Origin of the sequence: Paenibacillus sp. FSL M8-0142 (assembly GCF_038597315.1) — a bacterium.
GTDB classification, from domain to species: Bacteria; Bacillota; Bacilli; order Paenibacillales; family Paenibacillaceae; genus Paenibacillus_AQ; species Paenibacillus_AQ lactis.
In genome coordinates, this window is the sequence record NZ_CP152008.1 from 2,154,003 (window position 1) to 2,168,597 (window position 14,595).

20 protein-coding genes are annotated in these 14,595 nt (G+C 52.2%); 17 read left to right on the forward strand and 3 right to left on the reverse strand.

Annotated elements, in window-relative coordinates; translation table 11 throughout:
- Positions 1-256 precede the first annotated feature (256 nt).
- From NSQ46_RS10245 to NSQ46_RS10270, 6 genes are all read left to right on the forward strand, one after another.
- Positions 257-550: a hypothetical protein gene (locus NSQ46_RS10245; RefSeq protein WP_007127974.1), complete on the forward strand. Its 294-nt coding sequence runs from the start codon at positions 257-259 to the stop codon at positions 548-550.
- 33 nt (positions 551-583) lie between these two features.
- Positions 584-982: an RDD family protein gene (locus NSQ46_RS10250; protein WP_341342208.1), complete on the forward strand. Its 399-nt coding sequence runs from the start codon at positions 584-586 to the stop codon at positions 980-982.
- A gap of 2 nt (positions 983-984) precedes the next feature.
- Entirely contained in the window at positions 985-1,530 is a 546-nt protein-coding gene (locus NSQ46_RS10255; RefSeq protein WP_051425085.1) for a hypothetical protein, read from the forward strand.
- 4 nt (positions 1,531-1,534) lie between these two features.
- Entirely contained in the window at positions 1,535-2,185 is a 651-nt protein-coding gene (locus tag NSQ46_RS10260; protein WP_341342207.1) for an HAD family hydrolase, read from the forward strand.
- 139 nt (positions 2,186-2,324) lie between these two features.
- Positions 2,325-3,203, forward strand: a complete 879-nt coding sequence (locus NSQ46_RS10265) for an HAD-IIB family hydrolase (RefSeq protein ID WP_341032919.1) — start codon at positions 2,325-2,327, stop codon at positions 3,201-3,203.
- A 26-nt stretch (positions 3,204-3,229) separates the two neighbouring features.
- Positions 3,230-3,799, forward strand: coding sequence for a GNAT family N-acetyltransferase (locus tag NSQ46_RS10270; RefSeq protein ID WP_341342206.1), 570 nt, complete (start codon positions 3,230-3,232; stop codon positions 3,797-3,799).
- Here the strand turns inward: NSQ46_RS10270 and NSQ46_RS10275 are convergent.
- Positions 3,774-4,640, reverse strand: coding sequence for a LysR family transcriptional regulator (locus NSQ46_RS10275; protein ID WP_007127980.1), 867 nt, complete (start codon positions 4,638-4,640; stop codon positions 3,774-3,776). The two genes, NSQ46_RS10270 and NSQ46_RS10275, sit on opposite strands and share 26 nt — an antisense overlap.
- Before the next feature lie 151 nt (positions 4,641-4,791).
- Here NSQ46_RS10275 and NSQ46_RS10280 point away from each other — a divergent pair, with 151 nt between their 5' ends.
- From NSQ46_RS10280 to NSQ46_RS10305, 6 genes are all read left to right on the forward strand, one after another.
- The gene (locus tag NSQ46_RS10280; RefSeq protein WP_007127981.1) at positions 4,792-5,139 is read left to right on the forward strand and encodes an SMR family transporter; all 348 of its coding nucleotides are present in this window, start codon (positions 4,792-4,794) and stop codon (positions 5,137-5,139) included.
- Positions 5,139-5,453 (forward strand): multidrug efflux SMR transporter, encoded by a 315-nt coding sequence (locus NSQ46_RS10285; RefSeq protein WP_007127982.1) that lies wholly within the window; start codon positions 5,139-5,141, stop codon positions 5,451-5,453. Before NSQ46_RS10280 ends, NSQ46_RS10285 begins: the two co-directional genes overlap by 1 nt.
- Before the next feature lie 165 nt (positions 5,454-5,618).
- A complete protein-coding gene (locus tag NSQ46_RS10290) occupies positions 5,619-7,313 on the forward strand; it encodes a M3 family oligoendopeptidase (RefSeq protein WP_007127983.1) in 1,695 nt (564 codons plus the stop codon).
- Between the two features lie 131 nt (positions 7,314-7,444).
- Entirely contained in the window at positions 7,445-8,320 is an 876-nt protein-coding gene (locus NSQ46_RS10295; protein WP_007127984.1) for a GNAT family N-acetyltransferase, read from the forward strand.
- A gap of 75 nt (positions 8,321-8,395) precedes the next feature.
- A complete protein-coding gene (locus tag NSQ46_RS10300; RefSeq protein ID WP_007127985.1) occupies positions 8,396-8,947 on the forward strand; it encodes an NUDIX domain-containing protein in 552 nt (183 codons plus the stop codon).
- Between the two features lie 53 nt (positions 8,948-9,000).
- The gene (locus NSQ46_RS10305) at positions 9,001-9,933 is read left to right on the forward strand and encodes an aminoglycoside phosphotransferase family protein (protein WP_007127986.1); all 933 of its coding nucleotides are present in this window, start codon (positions 9,001-9,003) and stop codon (positions 9,931-9,933) included.
- Positions 9,934-10,032: 99 nt separating this feature from the next.
- On the opposite strand, the gene NSQ46_RS10310 is transcribed toward NSQ46_RS10305, so the two are convergent.
- The gene (locus tag NSQ46_RS10310) at positions 10,033-10,245 is read right to left on the reverse strand and encodes a hypothetical protein (protein WP_007127987.1); all 213 of its coding nucleotides are present in this window, start codon (positions 10,243-10,245) and stop codon (positions 10,033-10,035) included.
- Positions 10,246-10,332: 87 nt separating this feature from the next.
- Positions 10,333-10,914 carry an ATP-dependent Clp endopeptidase proteolytic subunit ClpP gene (gene clpP / locus NSQ46_RS10315; RefSeq protein ID WP_007127988.1) on the reverse strand — a complete coding sequence of 194 codons (582 nt, stop codon included), beginning with the start codon at positions 10,912-10,914 and terminating at the stop codon, positions 10,333-10,335.
- 180 nt (positions 10,915-11,094) lie between these two features.
- Here clpP and NSQ46_RS10320 point away from each other — a divergent pair, with 180 nt between their 5' ends.
- From NSQ46_RS10320 to NSQ46_RS10340, 5 genes are all read left to right on the forward strand, one after another.
- Positions 11,095-11,832 (forward strand): RNA polymerase sigma factor, encoded by a 738-nt coding sequence (locus tag NSQ46_RS10320; RefSeq protein WP_007127989.1) that lies wholly within the window; start codon positions 11,095-11,097, stop codon positions 11,830-11,832.
- 199 nt (positions 11,833-12,031) lie between these two features.
- Positions 12,032-12,514, forward strand: a complete 483-nt coding sequence (locus NSQ46_RS10325; protein ID WP_050953988.1) for an 8-oxo-dGTP diphosphatase — start codon at positions 12,032-12,034, stop codon at positions 12,512-12,514.
- A gap of 16 nt (positions 12,515-12,530) precedes the next feature.
- Positions 12,531-13,202 (forward strand): HAD family hydrolase, encoded by a 672-nt coding sequence (locus NSQ46_RS10330; protein WP_342576754.1) that lies wholly within the window; start codon positions 12,531-12,533, stop codon positions 13,200-13,202.
- Positions 13,203-13,224: 22 nt separating this feature from the next.
- Positions 13,225-13,647: a metallothiol transferase FosB gene (fosB, locus tag NSQ46_RS10335; RefSeq protein ID WP_210094727.1), complete on the forward strand. Its 423-nt coding sequence runs from the start codon at positions 13,225-13,227 to the stop codon at positions 13,645-13,647.
- A 41-nt stretch (positions 13,648-13,688) separates the two neighbouring features.
- Positions 13,689-14,564, forward strand: a complete 876-nt coding sequence (locus NSQ46_RS10340; RefSeq protein ID WP_342576755.1) for an NAD(P)-dependent oxidoreductase — start codon at positions 13,689-13,691, stop codon at positions 14,562-14,564.
- Positions 14,565-14,595: the final 31 nt, after the last annotated feature.

Consider the following 14,595-nt stretch of genomic DNA (forward strand, 5'->3'; position numbering starts at 1 on the left):
CACGATAACGTGTTAGCTGTTCTTTTTTATGCACAAATCTAGCCTGTACGCTTAATCCGTGTGGGAAATCATGGAAAACCTGTTGTTGGATGAACGGAAGAAGTTTACAATGAAGGGAGTGGAAAATATTGTGATATAGGATACATGGTGATACCTGCTGTTACAGGAGTACGAGGTTCAATGCCCAGATGAAGCGGGTTGAAGAGTGGATCACATCACATAGCAATCCTTAAAAAGTCGTATGAGGAGGGATGTTGTGCATAATCGGACGCTAGGCGCAGTATTCATCGGTATATCCGTGGTGCTCTTCGGAATCCGTTATTTGACCGCTGCCATCATAACGATAAATTCACAAGTGTATATCCTTTTCGATGAAGCTCTACAAGACGTAGGAAAGGCTCCTGTGATACTGAGCATAATCAGCTTGGCGATCGGGCTATACCACGTCTATGGTTCGGTATTTGTTCAATGGTATAAGAAGGATTTAAATCGGATCGAGAGCAACTGGAAGGAACTTGATGAATCTGGCAGTGAAGGGCGGAATCCTTAACAGCGAATACCTGATCGATGAGGGGGATGCGTTATGAATGAAGAAGCGGGCTTTTGGATACGTTTTGGGGCCTGGTTGTTGGATGCCCTGATCGTCTCTTTACCAATAAGCATTCTATTTGGAATACTGACAGGCGATTTCGAAAATGAACCGATCAGCAATTTCTTGTTAGCGTTGTACGGCATCCTGGTACCCGCTTACTGGAAAGGGTACACGGTTGGGAAGCGGATATGCGGCATTCGAATTCGCAAATACGATACGCTGGATCCGCCGGGCATTGGAACGATGCTGCTCCGTAACGTCGTTGCCGGACTCGTGTATATGTTGACATTTGGGATTGGTTTCATCGCCAGCATCTTGATGGTGGCACTGCGGGAGGACAAACGCGCCATTCATGATTTCATTGCAGGTACGGAAGTTGTAAGGGGTTAGCCATGCGGAAACCTGCCTACATCAGTCTCATGATCGCATTGGTCACACTCATTATCACTGGCTGCATTATGGAAAATTCAGACCTGTCTAAACCGCCGGTTAGCGAAGCGGAAACGGTCGAGGCCGTTCATGACCGCAAGCTCATTCCGATCGCGTATGCGCAGCTTGCTTATACGAAAACCTCACTGGATTACGTATGGGAGTTTCGGACGGACAATCAAGTGGATCAGGATATTCAAGAACAATACGAAGCGCAGCACAACCGCGTTCCGGGAGCCAGCGTGCTCAAGGAAACCGAAGAAGAGATTTATTTGATGATCCATGCAGGAAAGCATCCCTCTTCCGAAGGCTTCGAGATTGTGTCGATGAGCATTGCGGAAGCGGACGGAGCTCAACCTGCCAGCCTTTTCATCGAGCTATCGCCATCTCATGACGAGGTAACCGAGGGTTACCCGGGTGAAGCGAACGTTACTGCGCTTATTCGCATGAACAAAAAGGAGTGGCCGGAAGATTTCGTGCTTCGTAGCATTCGGATGACAGGAGTGTGATACCATGAATAGCAACTGGAAAGGCATTGTATTCGACATGGACAACACGCTGCTGCGGTCGAGCATTGACTTTAACGCCATGAAATGGGCGATTTACTCTTTTCTTGTAGACCATCGGGTGCTCCCGCACGGTTTGTCTATGGACACCCATACGACCTCTACGGTCATCGCGGAGGCGATGCAGACCGGTCATATGACGGATGAACTGTCCCGGCGCATGTGGGATATCGCCAAACAGCATGAGATCAAGGGGATGGCCGGCGCCGAGCTTGAAGATGGCGCGCTGGAGTTGATCCGTCATTTGCATGGAAGTTTACATTTGTCCATAGTTACGAATAATGCGCGGGATGCAGCCCTGACGGCTTTGGAGGAGAACGGAATCGCATCGTATTTTGACCTGATCGTGGGAAGAGAACAGATGGGTTCCTTAAAGCCTGCACCGGATGGCTACTTGCGGGTGCTGGAGTTTTTTGCGCATACCACATCAAGCCAATGGCTCTCTGTTGGCGATGCATGGGTGGACGGCAAAGCGTCCGAGTGTGCCGGCATACCGTTCATTGCCTACCGGGGAGATATCTCCAAAATGAATCGCATGGGCGTTCAGCCATTGGCGGACATTCAGGATATTCGGGACGTCATGGCGTTTGTGCAGTAGCATATGGGTTATGATTCGGGAAGCTTTTTTTCATTGGATCTCATAAAAAAGCTGCAAACTCCTGCGTGTCTCCATCTACACCACATGGTTGGGACTCAGGCTTAGACATCATCATATTACTACAAGGAGGCTTATCCGATTGAACCATCAAGCATTTATTACAGACCTGGACGGGACGCTTCTAAGGTCGGATCAGACGCTCTCCCCTTATACGTTGGAAACCATCGAGGCAGCGCTGCAGCATGATGTTGTCGTTACATTCGCAACGGCGCGCGGATATGTCAGCGCTATGCAAGTTGTTGCGGACATTCCTTGGAAGCACCCTCTGATCCTGTATAACGGGGCTTTGATCTATAACGGCCATAATGGGACGGTCATTGACGGGTATTGGCTGGATCACAAAATTTCGAGCGATATCATCCGGCTCGGAAAGAAACACGGGCTGACGCCTTTTTACTTTTCATTGGATGCCGATCACCGGGAACGCGTGCTCCATGAAACGCTTTGCCGGGAGGGAGAGACTGCATTTTATCAAAGCCGCGTGAATGATCCGAGATTTATGGAGGTAGCAGCCTTACATTGTCCGGAGGGGCACCGAACATTGGCCCTGACGTATATTGGCCTGTTCGATGAGCTGGAGCCGATTCGCCGGGAGGTCAACGATTGTTTCGGGGATGTGGTGCATGCGCATATGATGCCGGACTATTACATAAGAAATCATTACTTTTTGGAATTCAGCCACGTGAATGGCAACAAACGGGACGGGCTTCGCCTATGGGCTGATCATATGGGGATTCCGCTCCAGAACACAGTTGTCTTCGGTGATCATCTCAATGACCTGGGGCTGTTTGAAGCGGGCGGCACCCGAATTGCCGTGCGGAACGCGCACGAGCGAATCCAGGAATTGGCGGATCTGGTGGTGGATTCGAACGATGCCGACGGGGTGGCGCGCTACATCCGGAAGCAGCTGGAGCTAGCAGGTACGGAGGATGCATTACGGATGGATGCCGGTTTATAACCTTGAATAAGGAAGGAGCGAAACCTATGAAGAAAATTGAGGATGCTTTCGAGCCTTTCCCGGAACTTGAGACGGATCGGACCCGTCTAAGACGCATCCGCTGGGACGATCTTGAGGACATGTACGATTATTGCTCCGTGCCGGAAGTCTCGAAGTACACGGTGTGGGACGTCCATCAATCCCGTGATGACACGAGGCGGTTTATCGAATTTATCATGCATCGTTACGATCAGCAAAAGGTCGGCCCCTGGGGCATCGAGGACAAGCAATCAGGCGCTTTGATTGGAACCTGCAGCTTCATCCAATGGGATAACCGGAGTCAGAAGGCCGAGCTAGGTTATGTTCTCTCGAACCGTTATTGGAATCGTGGCTACATGACCGAGGTGATTGGCCGTGTTATCGAATTCGGCTTTAACCGATTGCAGCTGGTACGGATTGAGGCCAAATGCCATCCGGACAATGCGGGCTCCTTCCGGGTGATGGAGAAGACCGGCATGAAGCAAGAGGGCAGGCTGCGCTCGTATTTGAAGGTAAAGGACCGGTTCGAAGATATTTTGATCTATTCCATCCTTAATCCGTCCCTTGTGCAAAATTAACCTTCACCAGCTCGGCAAATGCCGAGAACGCCTTGCTGCCAAAGCGGTCATTGCGACGAACCAGGCTGGTCGTTGCATGGCGGAACGCCTCCGGCACCGGAAAACTGTTCAGGTCCGCATATTCCTCCGAGAGCACGGAACTTGGAAGAAGGGTGGATGCCAGTCCGGATCTTACGATGCTTAACAGCGTATCCAGCGACGAAACCTCAATCATGTTCGTTAAAGGGATGCTTTCGCTCCGCAGCCATGATTCCAGCGCCTGGCGAAAGGGGCAGCCAACGGGAGACACCACCCACTTAGTCCGTGACAGATCGGGTAGGGAGGGAGCGTTCCATGTTGTCAGCAGACGAACCTCATCCTGCTCGCTGTACTCGGTGACCAGCTTCGCCGAAGGAAATTCTCCGGTTACAAACGCTCCGTCCAGCTGATAATTCAGAAGCTTGGAGATGAGGTCCGGCGAGCTTCCGGTAATGAAGCTGAGGCTGACATTCGGATATTTCGCCTGGTAATCGGAAAGAGCCCGAATAAAACTGCCGCAGTGAAGGGTATCGACAATCCCGATCGATAGGCTTCCGCTTGGATACGGAGCGTCCTCCATTGCGTGCACCGCTTCCTCTGAAAGACGAATAATCGAATACGCATATTCCCGGAATAGCGCCCCCTTCTCCGTAAGCGTCACCCCATGCGGCTGCCGGTTAAACAGCAAAACGCCCAGCTCGGCTTCCAGCTTTTTGATCCGTGCCGTTACGTTGGATTGAACGTACCCTAGTCCTTCAGCTGCACGCGATATGTTTCCTTCCTCTGCTATCTTCACAAAAATTTTCAGATCCGTTAATTCCACGGTCCTCACCTCCGCAAGTGGTATCAATAAAATTGATGCTGCCATAATTATCTATCATTATACTTAATTCCAGATTTTGATTACAATCACTACATCACATAACACTGGCATCGATGATGTTCAAAATCATGTGATGGAGGGGAGTGTAAAGATGAGAAAAGCATGGTGGCTTTTATTGCTTGCTGGCGCTCTGGAGGTCGTGTGGGTATCGGGGCTTAAGCATTCCGAGCTGTGGTGGCACTGGCTGATAACCGTCGCCTCCATAATATTCAGTTTCAAGGTGTTTCTTGAATCGGCGGCCAAGCTGCCGATCGGGACCGTATATGTCATTTTTACAGGCCTCGGAACGGCAGGGACCGTCATCGCTGAGATCCTCGTATTCGGAGAACAGGCCAACCCGCTGAAACTCCTGTTCATTGCAGGTCTGGCGGCAGGCGTGCTTGGGCTTAAGCTGGTCACGAAGGATTCCGAGGCGGGCGGAAAGGAGGCTGATGCGTAATGGAATGGATCGCCCTGGTCGGAGCCGGCCTGTGTGAAGTGCTTGGCGTTATCGCACTGAGACGGGTAACCCTTAACCGCACGCTCGGTTCGTATCTCTTTCTGGCAATCGCCTTGGGCTCCAGCTTCCTGCTGCTGACTTTGTCCATGACAAAGATATCCATGGGCACCGCCTATGCCATATGGACAGGGATGGGGACGGCCGGAAGTACGCTGCTCGGAATGTTTGCCTTCGGGGAACCGAAGGAAGGACGCCGGCTTTTGTTCATCGGACTGATTCTGGTTTCTGCAATCGGTCTGAAGACACTTTCGTAAGCCATATTAAAGCCAGGTCACCTTCCGCATAATTTCGAAGAACGTCAGCAGGATAATGCCCTACCTGTATCGAAATTACAATCGTTTGGGTTCTATAACTTTATCGTTTAGATGCCGAATGGATGAATCGTTGTATTTTTTATATGGAAAGGGCAGGTGTATGTCATGAAATTTAGCGAGTATCACTACGAGCGGCCTGACGTCAAAGCTTTCGAACAGAAATTTAAGGAGCTGCTGGATGCCTTCACATCCGCCGGATCATATGAAGAGCAGGATCAGGCAATGAAAGGAATCAACAAGCTTCGCAGCGAGTTCGATACGCTCCAGCAGATCGCAAGCGTTCGGCATTCGATCGATACCAACGACGAATTCTATAAAGCGGAGCAGGACTTCTTCGATGAGAACGGTCCGGTCGTTCAGGAATATATTACGGATTATTATCGGGCGCTGGTCGGCTCCAAGTTCCGCAGCGAGCTGGAGAAGAAATGGGGCCGTCAGCTGTTCCAGCTGGCTGAGCTCTCCCTGAAGACGTTCAGCCCTGAGGTGATTGAGGACCTGCAGCAGGAGAACAAGCTGACGACGGAATATGCGAAGCTGATCGCCTCCGCCAAAATCCAGTTCGAGGGCGAGGAACGCACGCTGTCCCAGCTGATTCCGTTCCAGCAATCGACGGATCGCGATATGCGCAAACGCGCCATGGAAGCATCGAGCGGCTTTATGGCTGAGAACGAGGAGACCTTCGATCGCATTTATGATGATCTGGTCAAGGTCAGAACGAAAATCGCGAAGAAGCTGGGTTTCAAGAATTATGTTGAGCTCGGCTATGCACGGATGGCCCGCACCGATTACAATGCCGAGATGGTAGCGAACTTCCGGAGCCAGGTACTGGAGCATATCGTTCCTGTAGCATCGAAGCTCAAGGAACGGCAGAAGAACCGGATTGGCGTAGACCAGCTGCTGTATTATGATGAGAACTTTGCGTTCAAATCGGGAAATGCAACGCCGAAGGGGGATCCCGAGTGGATCGTTGAGAACGGAGCGAAGATGTATGCCGAGCTGTCCCCTGAGACGAAGGAATTCTTCACCTTTATGCAGGAGAACGGCCTGATGGACCTCGTTGCGAAGAAGGGCAAGCAAAGCGGCGGATATTGTACCTATATCAGCGAATATGGGGCGCCGTTCATCTTCTCCAACTTCAACGGTACGTCCGGGGATATCGACGTGCTTACGCATGAAGCGGGGCATGCCTTCCAAGTTTACGAGAGCCGCAGCTTCGCCGTGCCGGAGTACAGCTTCCCGACCTATGAGGCTTGCGAGATTCATTCGATGAGCATGGAGTTCTTCACCTGGCCGTGGATGGATCTGTTCTTCAAGGAGGAAGTCGACAAATACCGCTTCGAACATTTGGCAAGCGCGTTGATCTTTATCCCGTACGGCGTGACGGTGGATGAATTCCAGCATTTCGTCTACGAGAACCCGGATGCGACGCCGGCTGAGCGGAAGCAGGCATGGCGCGAAATCGAGCGCAAATATTTGCCTCACCGCAATTACGCGGATAACGCCTATTTGGAGCAAGGGGGCTTCTGGCATAAGCAGGGGCATATTTTCAACACCCCGTTCTATTATATCGATTACACGCTGGCCCAAATCTGCGCATTCCAGTTCTGGAAGAAGATGCATGAGAACCGTGAGGAAGCATGGAAGGATTACCTCCATCTGTGCCGTCAAGGCGGCAGCAAGTCCTTCACGGAGCTGGTGAAGGTTGCGGGATTGATCTCGCCGTTCGAGGACGGCTGTGTCACGTCGGTCATCGGCAGCATTGAGGCTTGGCTTGATAGCGTGGACGATACAAAGCTCTAATAGAAATTTTGTACACATGCAGGAGAACAGCGGTCGGCTTCCTATGCCTCGTTGCTTTTCCTGCATGTTCTTTGAATAGAGAACAATTACATCGGCATCGCTGATGCTGCTTATGAAGGGGGATTTATCGCATGATTACGTATAAACCGCTGAGCGAGCTTCCGGTGAAGGAAGCCTCCGAGATATGGAATCGCTCGTTCGAAGGTTATATGGTCCAGGCATCCATGCCGCTTGACCGTTTTATTGCCCGAGCAAGCCATTTAGGACTGTGTATGGAAAGGTCGCTTGCCTGCTTTGTGGACGGGCACCCGGCCGGCATCGTCATGAACAGCTTCCGGGAGGTAGATGGGAAGAAGCTGGCGTGGAACGGAGGAACGGCCGTTGCACCGGAATACCGCGGCAAAGGCATTGGCTTGTCCATGATGGAGCGAAATTCGGAGCTTTATGAGGAGCTTGGAATTCAACGCGCCTATCTGGAAGCAATAAGCACGAACGCCGCAGCCATTAAGCTGTATGAACGGGTAGGCTATACCGTCATCGACAGACTTTTGATCATGTCCGCGGAAGGCACGTTAGCAGATAACGCTCAGGAATCCTCGGATGCCTATACGGTTACCCGCGGGCAAGCGGGAGAATTGAGAGCGGTTCCTTTCTACCGGTCCGGCGATGTGTGGCAGAATGATCTTCCTTGCATTCAGGACGGCGAATGCGTCCTCGTCTATGCAGGGAAGGAAATGGTGGGCTATGCTTTGTTTAAGCGAGCCTTCGACCCGAGCGGAAAGCCCGCGTCGATTACGCTGTTCCGTTGTGAAGCAGCCCCTGGCCATGCTGACGTCAAGGGGGTCATTGCCTCGGCGTTGTCGGAGGTGTATCAGCCTGAGCTTGCGGTGAGACGTTCTGCCTTCAATATCCGGGCATCCCAAGAAGCGTTGGTGCAGTCTCTTGAGCAGCTGGGACTTGCCACGTCCATGGAACAGGTGCTGATGGTCCGCCATTACGGGAACTGACTTGGGGCAGGGATAGGATAGACCCGCAATGGTTTTTGAACGGTAAGCCATGGATCGGAGGAGGTTGGACAGCAAATGAAAAGGGACATCGATTGGGACCAGTATCCGGCACTATCGAACGACATTCATTGGGGCGTTGTAAAGGCGCGGTATGTGTGCGACGACGAGCTCGATGAAGGCTTGGTCAGCAATGTGACCATCCTCCCCTTTGCGGGGGATCGGTGCGTCGTCTTTCAGGTTGCGGACGGAAGCTGGGAGCTTCCTGGAGGGACGTTGGAGCCGGGAGAAGGATATATGGATGCCTTGCGCAGGGAAGTGAGGGAGGAGTTGGGCGCAGAGCTGGAATCCTTCCGGCTGATCGGACAGTTTCACTGCGAATCGAGCGCTCCCGGCCCGTTTCGGCCCCATATTCCGCACCCCCGTTTTGTTCGAGCGGTCGGTTACGGGGAGGTGAGGCTCGCATTCGAGCCGCTTAACCCGGAGGGAGCCGAGCAGGTTATCGCTGTGGAGACCGTGGAGCTGGACGAAGCAGTCCGAAGGTTCGTTCAGAATGGACGGGACGATATCGCCGAGCTATACCGACTTGCCTATGCTTGCAGGAAGCGGGACAGGGAAGAAGCTGACTGAAGATATTTTATTATTAACCGTACATTTACGTCGTACCACCTAGGGGAGTAGATATGAGAATGGAAGAGCAGCTGATTCGTCTAGTGACGGTATGGTCCGGCGAGATTCCTGTCTCTATAACGCCAATGTCGTTCGGGCATACCAATCAGGTGTTTGCCGCAGTCTTCGCTCACCGGGAGTTGATTATCCGGACGAATACGGAGCCAGAGGTACTGGCATATACGGGGAACAACTTGAGCATTCTCGCCAGGCTCGGCTTGCCGGTACCAGCTGTTCTTGCGGTCGATCTTACCAAGAAGCAGGTTCCGTGGGCTTACATGATCCTTGAGAAAATCCCCGGACAGGATTTGCGCGACGAGCTTGCTGCTATGAGCAGAGAGCAGATGCGCGTGTTAGCCGGACAGATCATCTCATTTCAACACCAAGCAGCCAAGCTCCCTGAAGGGAAAGGCTACGGATGGGTACCCATCGGTCGGCCGGGGCCGTATGCCTCTTGGTCCGAAATCATTGAGCGGGATTACGATCGTCATCTTCCTCATATCCTGGATGACATCGACCAGGAGCTTATTGGCAGGCTGGCTTCCATCAAGGAGCATTATGAGCCTTACTTTAAGAGAGTCCGGCCGATCTGTTTTCTGGATGATGTGACGATCAAGAATGTTATCGTACGGGATGGGGAACTGCAGGGGATCGTGGACTTCGACTGGGTCTGTTACGGAGATCCGCTGTATATGATCGGCCTCACCCAGACAGCCGTTGTTTCCGATATTGGTCCTGCTGGCATGCCTTATATCGAGGAGTTGTGCACCCAATGGGGCGCCGATGCGGACCAGCTGGCCGTCATCGATTTCTATTCAATGGTTCACGCACTGCAGTTTATCGGCTTTCACAAGAAGAACGGCAGCGATCCGGAGCGCAAGCGCCTTCGTTCCTTCCTGATCGATAAAATAGTCAATATGCCAATAAAACCGCATGAGCCCAAATAGGGTTCATGCGGTTCTCTGCATTCTCAAGCTAAGCTATACTAAAACCTAAAGGTAAACCAAACTGGACGAGAAGGCTTTGCCGCACTGCCCGAGGAAGGACTAGGAGGCGGTAAATCCGACCGGGGCTTTGTCTCTTTCCTTCGTATCGACCGCTACGTATCGGATCGCGGACAACGGAATGTACAGCATTTCATACTCATCCTTGTATTTAATGAATGTGTCCTCGATTTCCTCAAGTGTACCTCCGCTAACGCAGCCTCCGTCAATAAAATGAACGGCCGCCTGTTGTTTCAGCAAATGCTTCAGCATCATCGTGAGCTTCACTCCTTTAATTTATAGTGCCATGGACTCGTGAGCAATGGACCGGGGCATGTTGTTCACTGATCGAACCGTGTTTCATTACAGCTTGGTTACGATCTCATCAATGATCCCGTATTCCAGCGCTTCCTCTGCGGTCATGAAATAATCGCGGTCCATATCCCTCTCCACCCGTTCGGCTGGCTGCCCCGTACGCTCGGCCGTAATTTGAACCAGCTTCTCGCGGGTCTTCAGAATTCGTTTGGCGGTGATGGCAATATCGCTGGCCTGACCTTGGACGCCACCAAGCGGTTGATGGATCATAATCTCGCTGTTCGGAAGAGCCAGCCGTTTGCCTTTCGCACCGGCAAGCAGGAGAATCGCGCCGTAGGAAGCGGCAAATCCTGTGCAGATGGTGCTGACTTGTGGTTTGATGATCTGCATGGTATCGTAAATTCCAAAGCCTGCGGATACGGAACCTCCAGGACTGTTGATGTACATATGAATATCCCTGTCCGGATCCTCTGCCGCCAGGAACAGCAGCTGGGCGATAACACTGTTCGCCACGGCGTCATCAATCGCCGCTCCAACGAATATAATACGGTCCTTCAGCAGCCTGGAATAAATATCGTAAGACCGCTCGCCCCGACTCGTCTGCTCAACCACATATGGTATTACGCTCATGTCTTTTCCCTCCGTATTCATTCAAATTTCGTGATTCAGCAAGTAAACGATCCAGCCTGCGAAAAAGGTACGAAAGAAGCAGAAAAAAAACTTTCGATATCCGAGTAACGATATGCAGCTTTCGTTCGTTTACTTATAAGATAACCTGACGATAATCGTATACAAAGGAGTTGGCCGCCGATGACCATCTATCGACCGGGTGGCACAGAATCAGATACGGGTTACAGCCTCCCGGAGCTGAATGCAACGTTGCACCGGTACTGTCTGTCGCTTACAAGATCTGATTGGGATTCGGATGATCTCATGCAGGATACCTGGATTAAGGTGCTGGAAAATATGAAGGACCGAACCCATATGAACCCCGAGGCGCTGCTGCTGCGAATCGCGAAAAACACCTGGATTGACCGGGTGCGCAGGGAGGGCATTTACCGCCGGATTTTGGAGGATAAGCTGGAGCAGCTCCTCCCCACAGAATCCGATGCCCGGGAGGAAAATGCGCTCCATTTAGAAGTGACGTTTCAATTGTTGTTCAAGCATTTGTCGCCGCTGCAGCGGACGGTGCTGCTGCTTCGGGATGTCTATGAGTACAGCAGCGCGGAAACGGCTCAAATACTGGAGACGACGGAAGGCGCTGTGAAGGCTGCACTTCATCGGGCGCACAAGGTTCTCCGTGACTTGGACCCCGAAGAAGAGCTGCTTCTGGACACGCCGGAGGATGAGGAGATGGCCGTAAACCTGCAAGCATTGGCGATTGCCTACCAAGCAGGCGATGTTGAGACTGCCGTCAGGCTCATCCAATGGAACAGCAGCGAAGTCAGCGCAATCGGCATTGCACCGCTGCAGGCTCAATCCCCAAGCGCCAATGCGCTGATGCAATACAGCTGGGGCTATCAGCCGCAAGCGCTGATGGCGGCATAAGTATAGACTGCTTAACCTACCCATTATTCGATGAAAAACCAGAGCGAGCTCTGGTTTTTTTGCGTTCGATCATGAGAAAAATTTCATTAAATCAAACTTGTAATTTATTGGCGGGGACCCAGGCGTTATACTAGATAATAGCGAATCATCTAAGAGAAGAGGGAGGGTGCCTGTGCGTAATGAAGTGAGTCTCTACACCATGTGCATGGTACAGGACGGTACCAAGGTGCTGCTATTAAACAGGCCGGATTCGAAGGGATTCCCCGGGTATATCGCCCCTGGAGGCAAAGTTGATTTTCCGGAGAGCATCGTGAACGGAGCGATCCGCGAGGTGCGCGAAGAGACCGGACTTATAGTAAAGGACATTGTATACAAAGGGCTGGAGGAATCCTGCGAGCCGAACTCGGGGCATCGATACATGGTATTTAATTACTTGGCGACCTCCTTTGAAGGTGAACTGCTGGAGCAGCCTCCCGAAGGGGAACTTGTCTGGGTTGAGATCGAGGACGCGCTGAAGCTGCCGATGCAGGATTGGTTTAAGCGCAGATTCCCGCTGTTCTTTCAAGACGGAACGTTCGAGCTGAGCGAGATATGGGATGAGAAGAACGATAGAGTATTAGAAGAGACCGCTCGCTATTATCCAGCGAGACTTCCACAGGAGGCCGGTTATTCCGGATCATGACAAAGGGGTTGGATCGATGAGAGTGAGAGCGGCAATATTCGATTTATATGAAACCTTGATCACGGAATTTTCGGATGGCAAGCGGATATTCCGGAGGCAGCAGGATGATCCCGATCGGCTGGGTCTCTCCCAAGATGAGTTCAAGCGGGAATGGAGGGCCCGCCAGGAGCGGAGGATGAACGGGTCGTTCCCGACTTTTCATGCCGTGATCCGGGATATTCTGGAGCAGCGAAGCCTCTCCTATCCCCATGAACATGTGGAGCAGCTGTATCGGGCGCGAGTTGAAGAGAAGGGGCTTCCCTTTCAGTCCATTCGTTCGGATATTCTGGAAATGCTGGACCTGCTTAAGAAACGGGGCATCAAGCTGGGACTGATCAGCAATTGCACGGAGGAGGAGGTCATTCACTTTGGCAGAAGCCCCTTGGCATCCTGCTTTGATGAGGTTATTTTCTCCTATGAGGTCGGTATGGCCAAGCCGCAGAAGGAAATCTATCTGATGGCGTGCGAACGGTTAGGGGTGACGCCTGAGGAGTCCATATTTGTGGGAGACGGCGGATCGGATGAGCTGCGAGGCGCCAGGGATGCCGGCCTGCAGCCTTACCATGCCTATTGGTTCAATACATATATAGAGAGCGGCTTCCGAAAATTGCATGCGCCTCTGGAAGTGCGGGACATTCTTGGCTTATAAACAGCGGACAGGAGGAAACGGGATGAACATCAGTCCGATTAATCATTTGTGCTTCTCGGTTTCAGATCTCGAGCGTTCGATCGATTTTTATCGGGAAGCATTTGGAGCAAGGCTATTGGTAAAAGGAAGGAAGCTCGCTTATTTTGATCTGAACGGTCTTTGGATCGCGCTGAATCAGGAAGAGACGGATCGTAGCCGAATTCACCGGACGTATACGCATATCGCCTTTACGATCGAGGATTGCGAATATGAATCGGCGCTGGCCAGGTTGGAAGCGCTTGGCGTTGAGATTGTTCCGGGACGCTCAAGAGATGAGCGGGATAAGAAGTCGATTTATTTTCTGGATCCCGATGGCCACATGTTCGAATTTCATACCGGTTCATTGCAGGATCGAATGGAATATTACCGGTCCGACAAATCCCATATGACCTTTTATGATGAATGAAGTGGTGAAATGGCTCAAGATCAGAAGGAGGAGGAGAGAAGATGAAGATATTCGTTGCCGGAGCAACAGGCGTCATTGGACGGCTGCTACTGCCGCAGCTCCTGCGTGCAGGGCATGAAGTAACCGGGATGACACAGAGCGGGGAACGCGGCTCCATAATCGAACAGTTGGGTGCTCGGGCGGTGGTTGCCGATGCCTTAGACCGGGAGCGCGTGATGGAGGCCGTGGCAACCGTGAAGCCTGACGCAATCATACACCAGCTTACATCGCTGAGCCAATGGAATCTTGAGGACAATGCGAGAATACGGAGGGACGGCACGCGCAATTTAGTGGATGCCGCCTTGGCCTCAGGGGTACCGCTAATGATCGCTCAGAGCATATCCTGGGCCTATGAGCCGGGGGATTCCCCCGCGTCGGAATCGGTACCTCTTGATATCGGTGCCCCAGATCCGAGAGGGATGACCGTTGACGGCGTGAGCGCCTCGGAACAAGCGGTTTCCGAGATGCCGCGTCACGTCATCCTTCGCTACGGGATGCTGTATGGACCCGGTACCTGGTATGATCGCGTCGGAATCATGGCAAAGCGGATCTTGCATCAGGAAGTGCCCGCGACTGAAGCGATGACGTCGTTCCTTCATGTGGAAGACGCAGCGAATGCCGCAGCTCTCGCTCTTGATTGGCCGTCAGGCATCTATAACATCGTGGATGACGTGCCGGCCAAAGGTACGGATTGGCTTCCTGCCTATGCTGACGCGCTCGGAGCGCCAATGCCGGAGCTTCAGGAAGGGAAAGCTCCTTGGGAGCGGGGGGCATCTAACGCGAAGGCCCGCGGTCAGCTGGGCTGGGTTCCCCGTTACCCGACCTGGCGGGAGGGATTCAGGTTGAGCTTAGGTAGATCAAACGATATCGATGAATGAATAGGCAGAATCCATATCCTACTTTATGCCC

What these genes read in the sequence shown, in the direction of transcription:
- NSQ46_RS10250 (WP_341342208.1), top strand. Translation starts at nt 584, where the DNA reads ATGAATGAAGAAGCGGGCTTTTGGATACGTTTTGGGGCCTGGTTGTTG.
- NSQ46_RS10255 (WP_051425085.1), top strand. Translation starts at nt 985, where the DNA reads ATGCGGAAACCTGCCTACATCAGTCTCATGATCGCATTGGTCACACTC.
- NSQ46_RS10260 (WP_341342207.1), top strand. Translation starts at nt 1,535, where the DNA reads ATGAATAGCAACTGGAAAGGCATTGTATTCGACATGGACAACACGCTG.
- NSQ46_RS10270 (WP_341342206.1), top strand. Translation starts at nt 3,230, where the DNA reads ATGAAGAAAATTGAGGATGCTTTCGAGCCTTTCCCGGAACTTGAGACG.
- NSQ46_RS10280 (WP_007127981.1), top strand. Translation starts at nt 4,792, where the DNA reads ATGAGAAAAGCATGGTGGCTTTTATTGCTTGCTGGCGCTCTGGAGGTC.
- NSQ46_RS10285 (WP_007127982.1), top strand. Translation starts at nt 5,139, where the DNA reads ATGGAATGGATCGCCCTGGTCGGAGCCGGCCTGTGTGAAGTGCTTGGC.
- NSQ46_RS10290 (WP_007127983.1), top strand. Translation starts at nt 5,619, where the DNA reads ATGAAATTTAGCGAGTATCACTACGAGCGGCCTGACGTCAAAGCTTTC.
- NSQ46_RS10295 (WP_007127984.1), top strand. Translation starts at nt 7,445, where the DNA reads ATGATTACGTATAAACCGCTGAGCGAGCTTCCGGTGAAGGAAGCCTCC.
- NSQ46_RS10300 (WP_007127985.1), top strand. Translation starts at nt 8,396, where the DNA reads ATGAAAAGGGACATCGATTGGGACCAGTATCCGGCACTATCGAACGAC.
- NSQ46_RS10305 (WP_007127986.1), top strand. Translation starts at nt 9,001, where the DNA reads ATGAGAATGGAAGAGCAGCTGATTCGTCTAGTGACGGTATGGTCCGGC.
- NSQ46_RS10310 (WP_007127987.1), bottom strand. Translation starts at nt 10,245, where the DNA reads ATGATGCTGAAGCATTTGCTGAAACAACAGGCGGCCGTTCATTTTATT.
- clpP (WP_007127988.1), bottom strand. Translation starts at nt 10,914, where the DNA reads ATGAGCGTAATACCATATGTGGTTGAGCAGACGAGTCGGGGCGAGCGG.
- NSQ46_RS10320 (WP_007127989.1), top strand. Translation starts at nt 11,095, where the DNA reads ATGACCATCTATCGACCGGGTGGCACAGAATCAGATACGGGTTACAGC.
- NSQ46_RS10325 (WP_050953988.1), top strand. Translation starts at nt 12,032, where the DNA reads ATGTGCATGGTACAGGACGGTACCAAGGTGCTGCTATTAAACAGGCCG.
- NSQ46_RS10330 (WP_342576754.1), top strand. Translation starts at nt 12,531, where the DNA reads ATGAGAGTGAGAGCGGCAATATTCGATTTATATGAAACCTTGATCACG.
- fosB (WP_210094727.1), top strand. Translation starts at nt 13,225, where the DNA reads ATGAACATCAGTCCGATTAATCATTTGTGCTTCTCGGTTTCAGATCTC.
- NSQ46_RS10340 (WP_342576755.1), top strand. Translation starts at nt 13,689, where the DNA reads ATGAAGATATTCGTTGCCGGAGCAACAGGCGTCATTGGACGGCTGCTA.